This is a genomic window from Conexibacter arvalis (genome assembly GCF_014199525.1).
GTDB classification, from domain to species: Bacteria; Actinomycetota; Thermoleophilia; order Solirubrobacterales; family Solirubrobacteraceae; genus Conexibacter; species Conexibacter arvalis.
Genome location: NZ_JACHNU010000003.1, coordinates 166432 through 182526 on the forward strand (window position 1 = coordinate 166432; position 16095 = coordinate 182526).

Below are 16095 nucleotides of genomic sequence, written 5' to 3' on the forward strand. Positions count from 1 at the left end.
CGCGACCCGCCTCGACTGAGTGCTTGCCCCGTCGAGCGGCCGTCGACACGTGACCCGGTCCGCGCGTCGGCGCGCCAGGCCGCGGGCGCAGCGCCGGCGACGGCCGCGGACGCTCAGTGCCGCTCGGGCAGCCGCCAGCCGCGCGGCCTCGCCGCCAGCTCGACCGCCTCGTCCGGGCCCCACGAGCCGCGCGCGTACCGACGCAGTGGCGGCGGCTCCTCCAGCAGCGGGTCGCTGACCTCCCACAGCCGCTCGATCTCGTCGGAGCGGGTGAAGAGCATGTGGTCGCCGCGCATCACGTCGAGCACGAGCCGCTCGTAGGCCTCCAGGCCGCTGCCGTCGCGGAACGCCTCGGCGAAGTCGAGCCGCATCGCGGCGGCGCCCAGCTCCAGCGCCGGGCCCGGGACCTTGGCGCGCAGGTCGACCGTTATCTGCGGCGTCTCGGACAGCTCGAAGACGAGCTCGTTCGGGCGCTGGCAGTGGAGGAAGCCGGCGTCGTCGGGGAAGAGGCGCAGCGGCGGCTCCTTGAAGCCGATCGTGATCGAACGGTGGGCCTCGGCGAGCGCCTTGCCGGTCCGCAGCAGGAACGGCACCCCCTCCCAGCGCCAGGTGTCGAACTTGACCTCGAGCGCGACGAACGTCTCGACCGGCGAGTCGGGCGCGACGCCGGGCTCGTCGCGGTAGCCCTCGTACTGGCCGAAGACCGCCCGCGAACGGTCGAGCGGGCGCATCGCCTCGAACACCTTCGCCTTCTCGTCGTGGAGCGATCTGGCGTCGAGCCGCACCGGCGGCTCCAGCGCGACGAAGCCGAGCAGCTGGAAGAGATGCGTGACGACCATGTCGCGGAAGGCGCCGGTCTGCTCGTAGAAGCCCGCGCGCCCTTCGACCGTCAGCCGCTCGGGCACGTCGATCTGCACGTAGGAGATGTTGTTGCGATTCCACGCCGGCTCGAAGAGGCCGTTGGCGAAGCGGAAGGCAAGGATGTTCTGCGCCGCCTCCTTGCCGAGGAAGTGGTCGATGCGGAAGATCTGGCTCTCGTCGACGACCTCGCCGAGGACGGCGTTCAGCTCGCGAGCGCTCGCGAGGTCGGTGCCGAACGGCTTCTCCATGATCAGCCGCGCCCCGGCGACGAGGCCGGAGGCGCCGAGCATCCGCACCATCGGCACCATCGCGCCCGGCGGGACCGACAGGTAGAGCAGGCGCCGGGTCGCGTGGCCGATCTCCTCCTCGGCGCCGCGGACCGCCGCGGCCAGCTCGGAGCCGTCGTCGGCCGAGGAGGCGGTGAACGACAGCCGCCGCGAGAATGCCTCCCACGCCTCGGCGGCGACTCTGCGGCGGCCGAACTCGTCGAGCGCCGAGCGCACGTGCTCGCGGAAGTCGTCGTCGCTGCCGGGCGAGTGGCGGCCGGAGCCGATGATGCGGAAATCCTCCGGCATCAGGCCCGCGGCGAAGAGGTGGAACAGCCCGGGGAAGAGCTTGCGCTTCGCGAGGTCGCCCGTGGCGCCGAAGATGACGATCACCTGATCGTCGGGACGCGGGATGCGGCGGGTGCTCGGTGCGGGGACGACGGACGTGCTCATGGTCGAGGATTCTGCCCCTTCACCCGTGCGCGCCAACGGCCGATGCGGCACCGCCGGACGCGGCGGTCGCACCGCCCGCCGGAGCGTCGCCGGCCCGCTCCAGCTCGAACGCCTCGGCGATCAGCTCGTACGAGCGGCGGCGGGCCTCGTGGTCGTGGGTGATCGTCACGACGATCGCCTCCTCCGCGCCGTACTCCGCGGCGGCCTCCTCGATCCCGGCGCGGACGCTCGCGGGGGTGCCGACGATCGTGCGGCGGCCCCGTGGGCGGCCATCGAGCGGGGTGCCCCGGGACTCGAGGAAGCGGACCGCCTTCTCGACCGGCGGCACCTCGATCAGCCGCCCCTGCCGCAACAGCGTCATCGCCATCCGCGCGCTGGTCGACAGCAGCCGCGCCTCCTCCTCGCTGTCGGCGGCGAGCGCCCAGACGCCGATCGCGACCTGCGGCGCCTCCAGCCGGCGACCGGACTGGAAGCGGTCGCGATAGGCCTGCGCGTTCTCCGCGCCGCGCGAGTTGATGAAGTCGGCGAAGGCGTACGGGATCCCCAGCTCGGCCGCCCACAGCGCGCTCTGCGGCGAGGAGCCGAGCAGCCACGGCGCCGGCAGGTGCGGCCGCCCCGGCAGCCACTTCGCGTAGCGGGAGAACGGGTGGCCGTGCGGGAGGTCGTCGTCGAAGTAGCCGAGCAGCTCGGCGAGCTGCTGCGGGAAGTCGTCGGGCGCGGCCTGGCGGCGGTCGCGCTGCAGCGCGAGCATCGCGTGGCCGTCGGAGCCGGGCGCGCGGCCGATCCCGAGGTCGATCCGGCCCGGGAAGAGGCCGGCGAGCATCGAGAAGCTCTCCGCCACCTTCAGCGGGCTGTAGTGCGGCAGCATCACGCCGCCGGAGCCGACGCGGATCCGCTCGGTCGCGGCGGCGATCGGGCCGATCAGGACCTCCGGGCCTGGGCTCGCGAGCATCGGCCCGCCGTGGTGCTCGGCGACCCAGTAGCGGTGGTAGCCAAGGCGGTCGGCCAGCCGCGCGAGGTCGATGGTGTTGCGCAGCGCCTGCGCGCCGGTCGAGCCCTCGGCGATCGGCGACTGGTCGAGGACGCTCACTCTCAGTGCCATGCCATCGATTGTTGCACGTGCATGGACTTTCGCTCGGGGCGGGCTCTCCCCGCGCGGCGGAGCCGGGGCGCGGCGGCGCGGCGCGGCGCGGCGGCGACGGTCCAGCACGCGCCGGTTGGACCGTTTCGCGCGCGAGTTCCCCGCCGTACGGTCGTTGCATGGAACCGACCGAGCTGATCTGGATGAGCGGTCGCTTCGTGCCCTGGGCCGAGGCGAACGTGCACGTGCTGACCCACGGACTCCACTACGGCACGGGCGTATTCGACAGCCTGCGGACGTACGCGACCGACGCCGGTCCGGCGCTCGTCCACCATCGCGCCCACCACGAGCGGCTGCGCGACTCGGCGCGGCTGTACGGGATGGAGCTGCCGTTCTCGGTCGACGAGCTGACCGCCGCCACGCGCGAGCTGGTCGGCGGCAGCGGCCTGCGCGAGAGCTACGTGCGGACGATCGCCTTCCGCGGCTCTGGCGCGATGGGCGTCTCGCCGAGAGGCAGCCCGGTCGAGGTCGCGATCGCGACCTGGGGCTGGGGCGCCTATCTCGGCGACGAGGCGGCGACGCGGGGCATCCGGGCGAAGGTCTCCTCGTGGCGGCGGATCGGCCACCAGACCCACCTGCCCGGCGCGAAGGCGACCGCCCACTACCTCAACTCGGTGCTGGCCCGGAGCGAGGCCGAGGAGCTCGGCTTTGACGAGGCGATCCTGCTCGACGACGACGGCCTGCTCGCCGAGGGCTCGGGCGAGAACCTCTTCCTCGTCAAGGACGACCTCCTCATCACCCCGCCGCTCGCCTCCGGCGCGCTCGGCGGCATCACCCGCGCGGCGGTGCTGGAGCTGGCCGCGGCGCTCGAGATCCCGCTCGCCGAGCGGCCGGTGACGCGCGGAGAGCTGTACCTCGCCGACGAGCTGTTCATGACCGGCACCGCGGCCGAGATCACCCCGGTCCGCGAGGTCGACCTGCGCCCGATCGGCGCCGGCCTCCGCGGACCGGTGACCGAGCGGATCCAGTCGGCCTACGACGCCGCCGTCCACGGCCGCGATCCGCGCTTCGCCCACTGGCTCGACGTCGTGCCGGTCGCGACCGGCTCGCCGGCCTGACCGGCGGCGGTCGCTGGCGGTCTGTAGCCGGTTTACAGGCCCGTTTTTACTAGCGACTTGACGCTGCGCGCTCCTACTGGCTACTGTCCAAAACGTGGTGAGCGCCCCCTTCCGGAGAGCCGCCGGTACGGAGCCGAACGGCGGTTCCCCGACACGGAAGGAGGGATGCCATGGAGGCCGCAGTCACCATGCTCGCGCTCGCGCTGCTGCTCATGGTCATCGATCAGATGCGACAGCGATAGACGCGGTCACCACACCCCGGGCAGGAGTCGGCTCCGAGCCTGCCCGGGGCACCCCGGCAACGACAAGGGCCTCGGATCGCTCCGAGGCCCTCGCCCACATGGAGACCGTAGTCACCATGCTCGCCAACACAGCGTAGCCCACGATGAACGCCAACAACAAGGACACTGATCGCACCGTCACGGATCTCGCACAGCTCGGCGCGCAGGTCAGCCTCCTCGAGGACCTCGCCGACAGTATGCGTACGGCCCGCGACAGAGCGATCGTGGATGCGTGGGAGAGCGGGGCTCCGGTGCGGGCAATCGCCGAAGCTGCCCTCGTGTCCGCCGGCCGCGTCCAGCAGATCGTCGACGAGCACGCCGAGAAGGAGGGCCGGAGGCAGAACCGTGCACTGTCGGGGCAGCTGGCGCGAGCCGCAACGGCCGCCCAGGAGGGCGTGGCGAAGGATGCCGTCGCGCTGCGCGCCTATCTCCTCGGCGAACCCCCGGACGGGAGGGAGGCGTAGCCGTCCGGAGGGAGGCGTAGCCGTCCGCTCGCCTCCGGGAGCGGACACAGATCGCCCCCTCATCCGCCGCCGGTCAACTCCCGCCACGCGGCGACGAGCCGTTCGGCGCCGAGCGCCAGCTCCGGCTCGGGCGCGGCGTAGGCGATCCGGATCGCGGCGACGGCGGCCGGAGCGCCGGCGCGCTCCGCGGCGCCGCCCGACCAGCCCGGAGCGACGTGCGGGCGGCCGGCGGCGACGTCGACGCCGTGGCGCGCGGCGGCCGCGGCGAGCGCGTCGCCGTCGATCCCCGACTCCGCCGGAAGCTCGGCCCACAACGACCAGCCGCCCTCGGCGCTCGCGATCGTCCATTCCGGAACCGACGCAAGGAGGGTCGAGCGCAGCTGCTCCATCCGCGCGCGGGCCTGCGCGACGCGGGCGCTCCGCAGCGCGTCGGCCTGCCCCAGCAGCTGGATCGCGGCGAGCTGGGAGAGGATCCCGGTGCCGAGGTCGCGCGCCGCCTTCAGCCGCACGAGACGGCCGATCGTCGGGCGCGGCGCGACGACCCAGCCGATCCGCAGCCCGGCCCACGCCAGCTTGTCGAGCGAGCCGACCCGCACGACCCGCTCGGGCGCGAGCGCCCGCAGCGACGGCAGCGGTCCGTCGAAGCGCAGCTCGTCGAGCGCGGCGTCCTCGACGACCAGCACGTCCCGCTCGGCCGCCGCCTCGATCAGCGCCGGCCGGCGGCCGAGCGCGATCGAGCGGCCCGTGGGGCTGTGGCAGCCCGGCATCAGGTAGACGAGCGCGACCACGGCCCGGCGCAGCAGCTCGCGCAGCGCGTCGGGGCGCATGCCGGCGCGGTCGCCGGCGACGGCCACCGGACGCCCGCCGGCGCGCTCGAACAGCTCGAGCGCGCCCGGGTAGGTCGGCGCGTCGACCGCGACCGGCTGGCCGCGGCCGACGAACAGCGACGCCAGCAGCGACAGCGCCTCGTGGGCGCCGTTGGTGATCAGCACCTCGCCGGGATCGACCGGCTCGCCGTCGCGGGCGAGGCGCTCGGCGACCGCGGCGCGCAGCGACGGCATCCCCTGCGGGTCGTAGCCGTGCGGCTCGACCAGGCCGGCGGCGTCGCCGAGCCCCACCGCGACGCCGGCGACCAGCTCGTCGAGCGGCGGCGATGCGACGGCGAGGTCGACGTGCGCGGCGTCGGGAGCCAGCAGCCGCTGGAGCTGTGGCAGCTGCGTCCCGGGCGCCCGACCGCGGCGGCCGAGCGAGCGCACGACCGTGCCCGAGCGCTCGCGAGAGGAGACCAGTCTGCGCTCGCGCAGCGCGGCGTAGGCGTGCACGACCGTCGCGCGGCTGACGCCGAGCTCCGCCGCCAGCCGCCGCTCGGCCGGCAGCCGCACGCCGTCCAGCGCCCCGCGCTCGATCACCGCGCCGAGCGCGTCGGCGAGCCGGTCGCCGAGCGGCCCCGGCCGCCCGCGCCAGTCTCCGAGCTGCGCGGCCAGCCAGCTCACGGCCGCCATCGCACCACTCCGCCCTGCGCGCCCACGGTCACGCCCTCGCGGCCGCGCTGTCGGCCAGCGCGGCGAGCGCCGCCTCGACGCGCTCGGCGGGGATGCCGCGGCCGTCGCGCAGGTGGGCGAGCAGCTCGCCGGCGAACGGGGCGAGCAGCAGGTCGGCGAAGACGGCGGCGTCGAGGTCCGGGCGCAGCTCGCCGATCAGCAGCGCGACGTGCTGCTGCCAGGCGACGTAGGAGCCGGTCATGTAGCGAGCGCCCGGCCTGGAGGTCTCCGACGCCAGCAGCACGTGGCGGTGGCGCTCGCAGAAGGCGGCGAGCGCCGCGATGAACGCGAGCAGCCGCTCGCGCGTCGGCGCACCGGGGCCGAGCGGCGGCGTGCCGCGCACGATCGCCTCCTGCAGCTCCCGCTCGCGCTCGCCGAGCAGCTCGTCGAGCAGCGTCGCCTTGTCGCCGAAGCGGCGGAAGACGGTCGCCTTGCCGACACCGGCGGCGGCCGCGACCTCTCCCATCGTCACGTTGCCGACGCCGCGCTCGGCGAACAGGCGCTCGGCGGCCGCGATGATCCGCCGGCGGTTGCGCGCCGCGTCGGCCCGCTCGCGCGGCGCCGCCCCGGCGACGGGCAGGTCGATCGGCTCCATCGGCCGCAGTCTATGCCGCTCCGAGAGGCGTCGCCCAGACCAACCGGACCATGCTCTCGATTCCCGCGCCGAGCCCGGAAGCGGGGCGGTTCGCGCCGGCGCCCTCCGCGCCGGATCGGCCACCGCTCGGCATGAATGCCCGCGTTCATGAATCAAGCCGCGGCGATCTGGACCGATGGACGAGAGCGTGACCCTGCTCCTGCTCCTCACGACGGCCGTCGCGATCGCCGCGCTCGGCGCGACCGGCCGGCAGCTCCACCGCCGGGCGCTGCAGCGCGCCGAGGCGAACTTGCGCACGATCTTCGACACCGCTCCGATCGGCAACGCCGTGCTCGACGCGCGCGACACGGTCGTCGAGGCCAACCAGGCGCTCGCGCGCATCACCGGCTTCACCGCGCTGGAGCTGCGCGGTCGCACGCTCGACCAGCTCGTCCACCCCGAGGATGCCGCGCCGCTGCGCGAGGCGCTCGGGCTGCTGCGCAACGGCGAGCGCGGCGGGCTGGAGACCGAGATCCGCTGCCTGCACGCGAGCGGCCACCCGGTGCCGGCGGCCGTCCACGCCGCCGCGCTGCGGGAGCCCGAGGGCCGCCGCGCACCGCGCGTGCTGCTGCAGGTCGTCGACATCACCGAGCGCAAGCGTGTCGAGGAGCACCTCCAGCACATGGCCGACCACGACCCGCTGACCGGCCTGCTCAACCGCCGCCGCTTCGAGCAGGAGCTGGAGCGCCACGTCGCCCGCGCCCGCCGCTACGGCGTCGAGGGGGCCGTGCTCGTGATCGACGTCGACCGCTTCAAGCAGGTCAACGACGCGTACGGCCACAGCACCGGCGACCGTGTGATCACGAGCGTCGCGCGCGTCCTGCGCCGGCGGCTGCGGACGACCGACACCGTCGCCCGCCTTGGCGGCGACGAGTTCGCGGTGCTGCTGCCGAAGGCCGACCGGCGGGAGGCCGAGATCGTCGCGCGCAGACTGGTCGAGGCGGTCCGCGCCCAGGCCGAGGCCGCCGAGACCGGCAGGGAGGGCGTCACGATCAGCGTCGGCGTCGCCGTGCTCGACGAGCGCGCCGAGCTGAGCGCCGAGGCGACCGTCGTCGACGCCGACCTCGCGATGTACGACGCCAAGGACGCCGGCGGCGACGGCTGGGCCTTCTTCTCCGCCGAGATCCACGCCCACCGCCGCAACCGCGCCCGCACGACCTGGCGCGACCGGATCGTCGACGCGCTCGCGAACGACCGCTTCGACCTCGTCGCCCAGCCGGTGCTCGACGCCCGCACCGGCGCGGTCGTCCAGCATGAGCTGCTGCTGCGGATGGCCGGACCCAGCGGCACGCTGATCCCGCCGGCGGCGTTCCTCCAGATCGCCGAGCGCGACGGCCTTATCGTGGCGATCGACCATTGGGTCGTGCGCCGCGCGATCGCACTGCTGGCCGAGCTGGAGGACCGCGGCGCCGCGACGCGCGTCGAGGTGAACATAGCCGGCCGCTCGCTCGCCGACGCGACGCTGATGGCCGGGATCGCCGCGGAGCTGCGCGCCACCGGCGTCGACCCGGGCAACCTCGTCTTCGAGATCTCCGAGGCCTCGGCGGTCGCCGACGTCCAGCTCGCGCGCGCCTTCGCCCAGCACGTCCAGGGCCTTGGCTGCCAGTTCGCGATCGACGACTTCGGCGCCGGGCTCGGGTCGCTCTATTACCTCAAGCACCTGCCGTTCGACGTGCTCAAGCTCGACGGCGAGCTGGTCGGCAACTGCGCCCGCAACCCGACCGACCGCCTGCTCGTCGAGTCGGCGGTGCGGGTCGTCCACGGCCTCGGCCGCACGGCCGTCGCCGAGCAGGTCGGCGACGCCGAGACGCACGCCCTGCTGGTCGCGCTCGACGTCGACCTCGTCCAGGGTCACCACTTCGCGATGCCGCAGCCGCTGGCGACCGCCTTCGCGCCCCGAACCGCGCTCACCGCCGGTTGACACGCGCTCGCGGCCCCGCCCGGCCGCGGCTGCCGCACGGCGCGAGCGCCGCCCCCGCGCGGCCGCTCGCCTCCGGCGCGGCGCCGCCCTACCCCCGCGTCCGCAGCGCGTTCAACAATGCCGCGCCGGCCGCGGCGTCGGGGATCGTGACGAGCAGCTCGCGGCCGTCGACACGGACGATCCGCAGCCCCTCGCCGCCGCGCAGCACGACGGCGGTCATGCCCGGCCGCGCCTTGCGGTAGCCCCAGCCGCCGACGCGCCACGGGTCGATCATGGTCGGCTCGGCGCCGGCGATCTCGGCGAGCGGGACGGTCTGGCGCGGCCAGCCGAACGGCCCATAGGCGATCGCCAGGCCGCGCCGGTCGACCGTCACGACGATCTCGGTCAGCGCGCCGGCCGCGATCGCGGCGACGACGCCGCCGAGCGCGAGCCCCCACCCGCCGGGCCCGCCGACGACGACCGCCGCGACGAGCAGGCCGCCGCCGAGCACGACGGCGCCGACGACAGCCGGCCGGCTGACGAGCGCGCGGCTCCAGACGACCCGCTCGCCCGGCGCCAGCGCGACATCATCGCCGCTGCTGCTGCCCACGCCGTCGCCCCGGCCCGGCTCCCCGAGCGGCCGCCCGCGCTCCAGCGCCCACGCGGCGAGGCCGGCGAGCGCGCCGGCGGCCAGCGCGAGCGCGACGCTCGGCAGCCCGACCTCGTCGGCGGCGCGCCAGTCGGCGGCGCCGTCGTTGGCGGCGAGCGTGATCAGCCCGAGCGCGGTCAGGAAGGCGAGCGTCGCCCATGCGTAGGGCGCGACCGTCAGCCGCAGTCCCGCAGCGCCGCGCGCCCGCGCCTGCCACACCAGCCCGCCCCAGGCGACCAGCTCCGCGACCGCCACCGCCGCGACGAAGATCCACAGCGGCATGCGGCCGTCGGGCTCGCCGCCGACGCCCCAGTGGGTGGCGATCGGGTCCGGCAGGTCGCCGGCGAGCAGCGCCGCGGCGGCGAAGGCCAGCAACGCCGCGAGCGGCCCTCCGGCCAGCAGGATCGCGCGTCTCAGCATTGGGCCTCCTTCACCAGTTCCACGACCTCGCCGTCGGAGACGCCCTGCCGCCGGGCGAAGGCGACCAGCTCGCGCGCCCGCTCGGCGACGGCGAGCCGGCGGCGCTGCGCGTCGCCGGCGCGGACGACCGCGCCGCGACCGCGGCGCAGCTCGATCAGCCCGTCGTCGCGCAGCTCGCCGTAGGCGCGCAGCACCGTGTGGACGTTGACGTCGAGCGCCGCCGCCAGCTCGCGCGCGGACGGCAGCCGCTCGCCGTCGGCGACCTCGCCGGCGGCGATCGCGCGGCGCACGCCCGCGTCGATCTGCTCGTGCAGCGGCGCCGGCCGCGACGGATCGATCCGAATCAGCATTGTTCTATTGATACTAGAACAATCGACCCGGCCAGCCCCTCCCAGCGTGCCGGCGCCGCGAACTCCGGTCGTCCGCACCCCGTGGAGGGGGAGAAACGACCGGAGTTCGCGGCGGGCGGCCCGTGCGCGTCCGCGCCACCGCCCGTCAGCCGGCCGCGCGCTCGTCGACCTCGGTCGCGCCCTCGGCGTCGGGGGCGCGACCGTTGGCGCGGTCGCGCATGTAGGCGGCGTTGGCGATTGCGTGGGCGGCGATCGGTGTCGTCAGCAGCAGGAACAGCGCGACGACGACGGCGCGGGCGATCGTCGCGCCGTCGCGGGTGCCGATCGAGGCGGCGAGGATCGCGACCGAGCCGAGCATCGACGCCTTGCTCGCCGCCTGCAGCCGCGGGAAGAGCCCTCTCATCCGGATCACGCCGTAGACGGTGACCGCGCTGACGACGATCCCGAGCGCGATCAGCACGACCCCGAGCGCCTGCAGGATCGTGTCGATCATCGGAACGGCCCTCCCCCGCGGTCCGACCGCGCGGCCGCCAGCGTCGCGACGAACGACAGCGCCGCGAGCGCCAGCGCGCCGTCGAGGTAGTAGGGGACCTCGCGCAGGTACGACAGCAGCGCCAGCAGCCCGACGCAGACCACCGTCAGCAGGTCGAGCGCCACGATCCGCTCCAGCACGTCGCGGGCGCGCAGCAGCACGATCGCGCCGAGCGCGAGGAAGGAGGTCACGCAGGCGAGCGCGACGACTATCACGACCTCGGGCATCAGGTGCGCACCTTGGGTTTGGCGCGGCGGGCGGAAGCTGGCATCAGGGGATGACCTTTCGCTGGTAGCGCTCGTAGAACTCGTGGTGGCGGGCGCGGATCGCATCGCGGTCGGAGGTGTCGAGCACGTGGATCACGAGCACGCCCCGCTCCTCGTCGACGTCGAGCACCAGCTCGCCGGGCGAGATCGTCGAGATGAAGGCCCATGCCGCGGAGCCCTCCTCCGAGATCCCCTCCAGCTCGATCTCGATGATCCCCTCGTCGACCGGCTCGCGGATGCCGAGCGAGTACTTCGCGACCTCCCACGTCCCGCGCGTGATCTCGACGACGACCGCGAAGACGAGCCGCGGCAGCGCCAGCAGCGCGCGTCCGAGCGGCACCTGCGGCGGCGTCGTCGGGTCGCCGACGACGCCGCCGCGCAGCACCCGCCGGCGCCAGCCCAGCTCCATCGCGATCGCGAGCACGAGCCCGATCGCGACATCGCCCCACGCGAGCGAGCCGAGCGTCAGCAGATAGATCGCCAGCAGCACCGCGACCGCCAGCACGCGCTTGGTCCAGACGCCGGTCACCGCGCACCCCCGTGCAGGACGGCGGCGGCGTCGCTCGACAGCGACAGCAACGGCTCGGGCCACAGGCCGAGGGCGAGCACGATCAGCGCGAGCACGACGCTGACGGCGCGGACCGCCACCGGGCTGGCAGCCGGCTCGGCGGCGACGTCGCTCCCGGCGGCGCCGCCGGCGATCGGCAGCTCGCGGCCGGCCGCGAGCTCCTTCGCGCTCGCTGCGGCAGCCTCCTCCAGGCCGGTCCCCGCCTTCACGCGGCTGCCGCGCCAGAACTCGTGCTGGTAGAGCTGGAAGGCGTAGACGAAGGCGAGTGCGCCGCCGCAGAACAGCAGCACGATCAGCGCCACGCTGCCCTCCTCGACCCCGGTGTGGAAGAGCGCGAGCTTGCCGAGGAAGCCGGCGGCCGGAGGCATCCCCGCCAGCGACAGCGCGCCGACCGCGAAGGCGCCGGCGACGAGCGCGCCGCGCAGCGCGCCCGACAGGAACAGCAGCGCCTTGCTGAGCGCGTTGAGGATCGCGTACAGGACCGCCGCCGCAAGGCCGACCGGGCCGCCGAGGCCGAGCGCGACGAGCACGTAGCCGGCCTGGCCGATCGACGAGTAGGCGAGCATCTCGGCCGGGTCGCGGCGCGAGACGGCCAGCAGCGCGCCGTAGATCACCGACGCCGAGCCGATCACGATCAGCACCGTCGAGCCGAGCTCGAGCTCCTCCGGCAGCAGCCCGGCGCCGAAGCGCAGCAGGCCGTAGGCGCCGATGTTCGCGAGCGCGCCGGAGAGGATCGCGGCGACCGCGGGACGGGTGCCGGCGTAGACGGCCGGCAGCCAGAAGTGGAACGGGAAGAGGCCGAGCTTGGTCCCGAAGGCGACGAAGAAGGTGACGGCGATCAGGATCGCGGCGTTGGGCTCGACGCCGGCCATCCGCTCGGCGACCTGCTCCATCGAGAGCGTGCCGGTGACGTGGTACATCGCCGCGACCGCGATCAGGAACAGGAACGAGCCGACGAGGTTGACGACCGCGAAGATCAGCGCCGCGCCGAGCTGATGGCGGTCGTCGCCGTAGGCGGTCAGCACGTAGGCCGAGATCATCGCCAGCTCGAAGAAGACGTAGAAGTTGAAGACGTCGCCGGTCAGGAAGAGGCCGGTCAGGCCGGTGCAGAGCAGCACGACGAGCGCCGGGAAGGTGCGCGAGCGGACGCCGTCGAGCACCTCGTGGACGAGCGCGGCCAGCACGACGAACGACGACAGCAGCGCGAAGGTGACGCCGAGCGCGTCGGCTCTCACGACGATCCCGATGCCGCCCTCCCAGCCGCCGGTGACGACCGTCTCGTGGCCGTCGGGCAGCACCTTGACGGCGAGCACGACCAGCGCCGCGAGGTTGGCCGCGACGGCGGCGACCGCCGTCCAGCCCCACCGTCTCCGTCTGCCGTCGGCGAGCAGCAGCAGGGCGCCGACCGCCCACGGGAGCACGAGCGCGAGCACGAGCGCCGTCATTGCTCGTCCTCCGCCTCGTCGCGGTCGAGCTCCTCCAGCTGCGGCTCCTGCGACTGCTCGATCTCGGCGGTGTGCTCGGCCTCGTCGCGCGCCAGCTCTCTCACCTCGAGCGAGTGGAGCGTCGCGCGCACGCGGGCGACGATCGCGAGCAGCAGCGCGGTGACGGCGAGGCCGATCACGATCGCGGTCAGCGCCATCGCCTGCACGAGCGCGTCGGAGGGCCGCTCGTCGCCGGTCGGAAGGATCGGCGCGGCGCCGCGCGTCAGCCCGGAGGCTATGACGACCAGCACCGCCGACTGCGATATGAGCACCATGCCGGCGACGACGCGCACGAGGTCGTTGGTCAGCACGAGGTAGGCGCCGAAGCCGAAGATCGTCGCCGCCGCGAGCGCGAACACGAGCGTCATCTCGCCGCCTCCGCGTCCTCTTCGAGGTCGGGCTCGAGCTCCGGCGGCTCCGCGAGATGGTGGATCAGCGCGACGAGCGCGCCGGCGATCAGCAGGAAGATGCCGAAGTCGAAGGAGACCGCGGTCATCAGCTCCAGTCTTCCGATTCTCACCACTCTCGCGCCGACCGACGGCTCGTGCGTGAACGGGGCGCCGCCCGAGATGACGGCGAAGAAGCCGGAGCTCAGCGCGACCAGCAGCCCGACGATCGCCGTCTGCGGCGCGAACCGCAGCACCGGCAGCTCCTGCTCGGCCCGTCTGGCGCCGAAGGCGAGGTACTGGAGCGCGATCGCGAGCGAGACGACGACCGCCGCGGCGAAGCCGTCGCCGACGTCGACGTAGCCTTTGATGAGGATCGCCGCGGCGACCATCAGCGACGGCGCGAGCAGCAGGCGGGCGACCGCCTCGGTGAGGATCGTCACCAGGTCCTCCCCCGGCGCAGCAGCGCGATCACGCCGAAGACCGCGACGCCGATGACGGTGACCTCGACCATCGTGTCGAGGCCGCGGAAGTCGGCGAGGATGACGGTCACGACGTCTCTTCCATGCGCGGCGGGCGTCAGTCTGACCAGCTCGTCGACGACCCGCTCGGCCGGCGTCGGGCGCGACAGGGCGCCCCAGATCACGAGGAAGGCGGCGGCGCCGGCGACGACGCCGATCAGCGGGTCGCGCCAGCGGCGGCTGTGCGTGTGGCGCCGCTGCGGCTCCGACGCGACGCCGGCCAGCTCGCGCCTGGAGGGCCTCTCGCCGCGCGGCGCGTAGGCGACGATCGCGAGGAAGACGAGCGTCACGACCGTCTCGACGAGCATCGCGACGAGCGCCACGTCGGGCGCGCCGAGCAGCGCGTAGACGGTCGCGAGCCCGAGGCCGACGACCGCGAGCGCCAGCACGATCGCGATGTGCTGATGGGTGAAGGCGACGACGCCGGCGGCGATCGCGACGAGCGCCAGCAGCGCCACCACGAGCAGGTCGGTGCCGTCGATCGAGCCGATCTGGAAGACGCCGGCGGTCGGGGTCGCGGCGAAGCCGAGCGCGACGAGGATGCCGCCGGGCAGCAGCACCGCGGCGACGCGGCTGCGCAGGTCGCGCACCTCGACGTCGTGGAGGCGGTCCGACCAGCGGTTGACGGCGCTGAGCGACAGCTCGTAGACGTGGCTGGGGCCGAACCGCTCGCCGGCTCTCGACAGCGCTCGCGCCGCCGGCCCCCACGCCTTCGGCGTCGCCAGCAGCAGGCCGCCGAGCAGCCACGCGAGCGCGGCCATCCACGTCTCGCGCGCGTCGAGGTGGTAGGCGAGCTGGAGCTGGACGTCGTGGCCGAGCGTCGCCCCGGCCGCGTCGGAGGCCAGCTCGGCGAACGGCCCGACGACGATCCCGCCGAGCACCGCGAGCACGGCGAGGACGGCGATCGGGGCCGTCAGCAGGGCCGGAACCGGCGCCAGCGGCTTCGCCGCCGCGGCGGCGTCGTCCGCCGCGCCGCCGACGCGCCGCTCGCCGAGGAAGATCCCGCCCCAGAACCGCCACGTGTACGCGAACGTGAGGCCGGCGGCGAGCACCGAGACGACCCCGAGCAGCGTCGAGTGCTCGGCGGCCGCTCTGAAGAACAGCTCGTCCTTGAAGAAGCCGATCGTCAGCGGCAGGGCGCTGAGCGTCGCGGCCGCGAGCGCCGAGGCGACGGCGAGCACCGGCAGCTCGCGTGCGAGCCCGCCGACCGTGGAGAGCCGTCTGCAGCCGGCCGCCATCGTGACCGTGCCGGCGGTGAGGAACAGCGCCGACTTCGCGATCGCGTGCGCGACGACGTAGAAGGCGGCGGCGGTCGCGCCGTCTCTGCCGCCGATCCCGTAGAGCATCACGACGTAGCCGTACTGCGAGATCGTCGAGTAGGCGAGCACCTGCTTGAAGCCGTCACGCGTCAGCGACAGCGCGCCGCCGACCGCGATCGACAGCAGGCCGATCGCGAGCATGCCGTCCTGGACGACCGGGGCGACCTCGACCAGCTGGAAGACGCGGCCGATCACGAGCACGCCCGCGGCGACCATCGCGGCCGAGTGGAGGTATGCGGAGACCGGCGTCGGCGCGGCCATCGCGCGCGGCAGCCAGAAGTGCAGCGGGACCTGCGCGCTCTTGATCAGCGCGGCGGCGGCGATCAGCCCGATCGCGACGGTCGTCCCGGTCGCGATGCCGCCGGCCTCGTCCTGCGTGCGCAGCAGGCTCGCCAGCTCGGGGATCGAGAAGGTGCCGTGGTCGGCGTAGAGGATCACGGCGCCGATCAGCATCGCGACCGCGCCGCCGCCGGTCACCAGCAGCGCCATCAGCGCGGCGAGGCGCGAGGCGCGCTCCTGCCGGTCGAACGCGATCAGGAAGTACGAGCAGACGGCGGTGACGTCGAAGAGGACGAACAGCAGGATCAGGTCCTGCGCCGTCGCCAGCCCGACCATCGACAGCATGAAGAGCGCCATCCACGGCCAGAAGCGCCAGCGGTCGCGGGCCGGGCGGGCCTGGTGGTCGAGGTGGAGCGGGACGTACGCGGTCGCGTAGGCGAAGACGGCCGCGCCGATGCCGGTCGCGAGCAGGCCGTAGAGCGCGCCGATCCCGTCGAAGGAGAAGTGGAGGCGGAGGTCGAGCTCGCGCGCCCAGGAGACGTCGATCGTGCCGCCGCCGGTCCGCCACAGTGCGATGCAGCCGGCGAACGCGCCCAGCGCGACGAGCGCGACCGCCCAGGCGAGCGGGTCGCGTGTTGCGACGCGGGCTGGTGGGCTGGTCTGCTGGGGCACCGCTCCCTTCAAGCTACTCGTCTGCGCGGAACGACCGCCATGGCGTGTCG

General features: G+C 74.3%; 16 protein-coding genes. 3 read left to right on the forward strand and 13 right to left on the reverse strand.

The window, feature by feature from the left end; translation table 11 throughout:
- Nucleotides 1-113: 113 nt before the first annotated feature.
- Both zwf and BDZ31_RS13155 read right to left on the reverse strand, forming a co-directional pair.
- A complete protein-coding gene (zwf, locus tag BDZ31_RS13150) occupies nucleotides 114-1580 on the reverse strand; it encodes a glucose-6-phosphate dehydrogenase (RefSeq protein WP_183342756.1) in 1467 nt (488 codons plus the stop codon).
- A gap of 19 nt (nucleotides 1581-1599) precedes the next feature.
- Nucleotides 1600-2682, reverse strand: a complete 1083-nt coding sequence (locus BDZ31_RS13155) for an LLM class flavin-dependent oxidoreductase (RefSeq protein WP_183342757.1) — start codon at nucleotides 2680-2682, stop codon at nucleotides 1600-1602.
- A 158-nt stretch (nucleotides 2683-2840) separates the two neighbouring features.
- Here BDZ31_RS13155 and BDZ31_RS13160 point away from each other — a divergent pair, with 158 nt between their 5' ends.
- Both BDZ31_RS13160 and BDZ31_RS13165 read left to right on the forward strand, forming a co-directional pair.
- Nucleotides 2841-3779 carry a branched-chain amino acid transaminase gene (locus BDZ31_RS13160; RefSeq protein ID WP_183342758.1) on the forward strand — a complete coding sequence of 313 codons (939 nt, stop codon included), beginning with the start codon at nucleotides 2841-2843 and terminating at the stop codon, nucleotides 3777-3779.
- Nucleotides 3780-4164: 385 nt separating this feature from the next.
- Nucleotides 4165-4524 (forward strand): hypothetical protein, encoded by a 360-nt coding sequence (locus BDZ31_RS13165; RefSeq protein ID WP_183342759.1) that lies wholly within the window; start codon nucleotides 4165-4167, stop codon nucleotides 4522-4524.
- Nucleotides 4525-4583: 59 nt separating this feature from the next.
- Here the strand turns inward: BDZ31_RS13165 and BDZ31_RS13170 are convergent, their stop codons facing one another.
- Nucleotides 4584-6026, reverse strand: a complete 1443-nt coding sequence (locus tag BDZ31_RS13170; RefSeq protein ID WP_183342760.1) for an aminotransferase-like domain-containing protein — start codon at nucleotides 6024-6026, stop codon at nucleotides 4584-4586.
- 28 nt (nucleotides 6027-6054) lie between these two features.
- The gene (locus BDZ31_RS13175) at nucleotides 6055-6660 is read right to left on the reverse strand and encodes a TetR/AcrR family transcriptional regulator (RefSeq protein ID WP_183342761.1); all 606 of its coding nucleotides are present in this window, start codon (nucleotides 6658-6660) and stop codon (nucleotides 6055-6057) included.
- Nucleotides 6661-6847: 187 nt separating this feature from the next.
- Here BDZ31_RS13175 and BDZ31_RS13180 point away from each other — a divergent pair, with 187 nt between their 5' ends.
- Nucleotides 6848-8620: an EAL domain-containing protein gene (locus tag BDZ31_RS13180; protein WP_183342762.1), complete on the forward strand. Its 1773-nt coding sequence runs from the start codon at nucleotides 6848-6850 to the stop codon at nucleotides 8618-8620.
- An 88-nt stretch (nucleotides 8621-8708) separates the two neighbouring features.
- On the opposite strand, the gene BDZ31_RS13185 is transcribed toward BDZ31_RS13180, so the two are convergent.
- The 9 genes from BDZ31_RS13185 to mbhE all read right to left on the reverse strand — a co-directional run bounded on the left by BDZ31_RS13185 (nucleotide 8709) and on the right by mbhE (nucleotide 16045).
- Nucleotides 8709-9668: a DUF1648 domain-containing protein gene (locus tag BDZ31_RS13185; protein ID WP_183342764.1), complete on the reverse strand. Its 960-nt coding sequence runs from the start codon at nucleotides 9666-9668 to the stop codon at nucleotides 8709-8711.
- Nucleotides 9662-10018, reverse strand: coding sequence for a GntR family transcriptional regulator (locus tag BDZ31_RS13190; protein WP_183342766.1), 357 nt, complete (start codon nucleotides 10016-10018; stop codon nucleotides 9662-9664). The genes BDZ31_RS13185 and BDZ31_RS13190 overlap by 7 nt, the downstream gene beginning before the upstream one ends.
- Before the next feature lie 145 nt (nucleotides 10019-10163).
- Nucleotides 10164-10511, reverse strand: a complete 348-nt coding sequence (locus BDZ31_RS13195) for a cation:proton antiporter (protein ID WP_183342768.1) — start codon at nucleotides 10509-10511, stop codon at nucleotides 10164-10166.
- Nucleotides 10508-10777: an MrpF/PhaF family protein gene (locus BDZ31_RS13200; protein WP_183342770.1), complete on the reverse strand. Its 270-nt coding sequence runs from the start codon at nucleotides 10775-10777 to the stop codon at nucleotides 10508-10510. Before BDZ31_RS13200 ends, BDZ31_RS13195 begins: the two co-directional genes overlap by 4 nt.
- Before the next feature lie 43 nt (nucleotides 10778-10820).
- Complete coding sequence (locus BDZ31_RS13205) at nucleotides 10821-11345, reverse strand: Na+/H+ antiporter subunit E (protein ID WP_183342772.1); 525 nt, start codon at nucleotides 11343-11345, stop codon at nucleotides 10821-10823.
- Nucleotides 11342-12829 carry a complex I subunit 5 family protein gene (locus tag BDZ31_RS13210; protein WP_183342774.1) on the reverse strand — a complete coding sequence of 496 codons (1488 nt, stop codon included), beginning with the start codon at nucleotides 12827-12829 and terminating at the stop codon, nucleotides 11342-11344. The genes BDZ31_RS13205 and BDZ31_RS13210 overlap by 4 nt, the downstream gene beginning before the upstream one ends.
- Nucleotides 12826-13236, reverse strand: a complete 411-nt coding sequence (locus BDZ31_RS13215) for a sodium:proton antiporter (RefSeq protein WP_183342776.1) — start codon at nucleotides 13234-13236, stop codon at nucleotides 12826-12828. Before BDZ31_RS13215 ends, BDZ31_RS13210 begins: the two co-directional genes overlap by 4 nt.
- Nucleotides 13233-13697: an MnhB domain-containing protein gene (locus BDZ31_RS13220; RefSeq protein ID WP_183342778.1), complete on the reverse strand. Its 465-nt coding sequence runs from the start codon at nucleotides 13695-13697 to the stop codon at nucleotides 13233-13235. Before BDZ31_RS13220 ends, BDZ31_RS13215 begins: the two co-directional genes overlap by 4 nt.
- Nucleotides 13694-16045, reverse strand: a complete 2352-nt coding sequence (mbhE, locus tag BDZ31_RS13225) for a hydrogen gas-evolving membrane-bound hydrogenase subunit E (protein ID WP_183342780.1) — start codon at nucleotides 16043-16045, stop codon at nucleotides 13694-13696. Before mbhE ends, BDZ31_RS13220 begins: the two co-directional genes overlap by 4 nt.
- Between the last annotated feature and the right edge of the window lie 50 nt (nucleotides 16046-16095).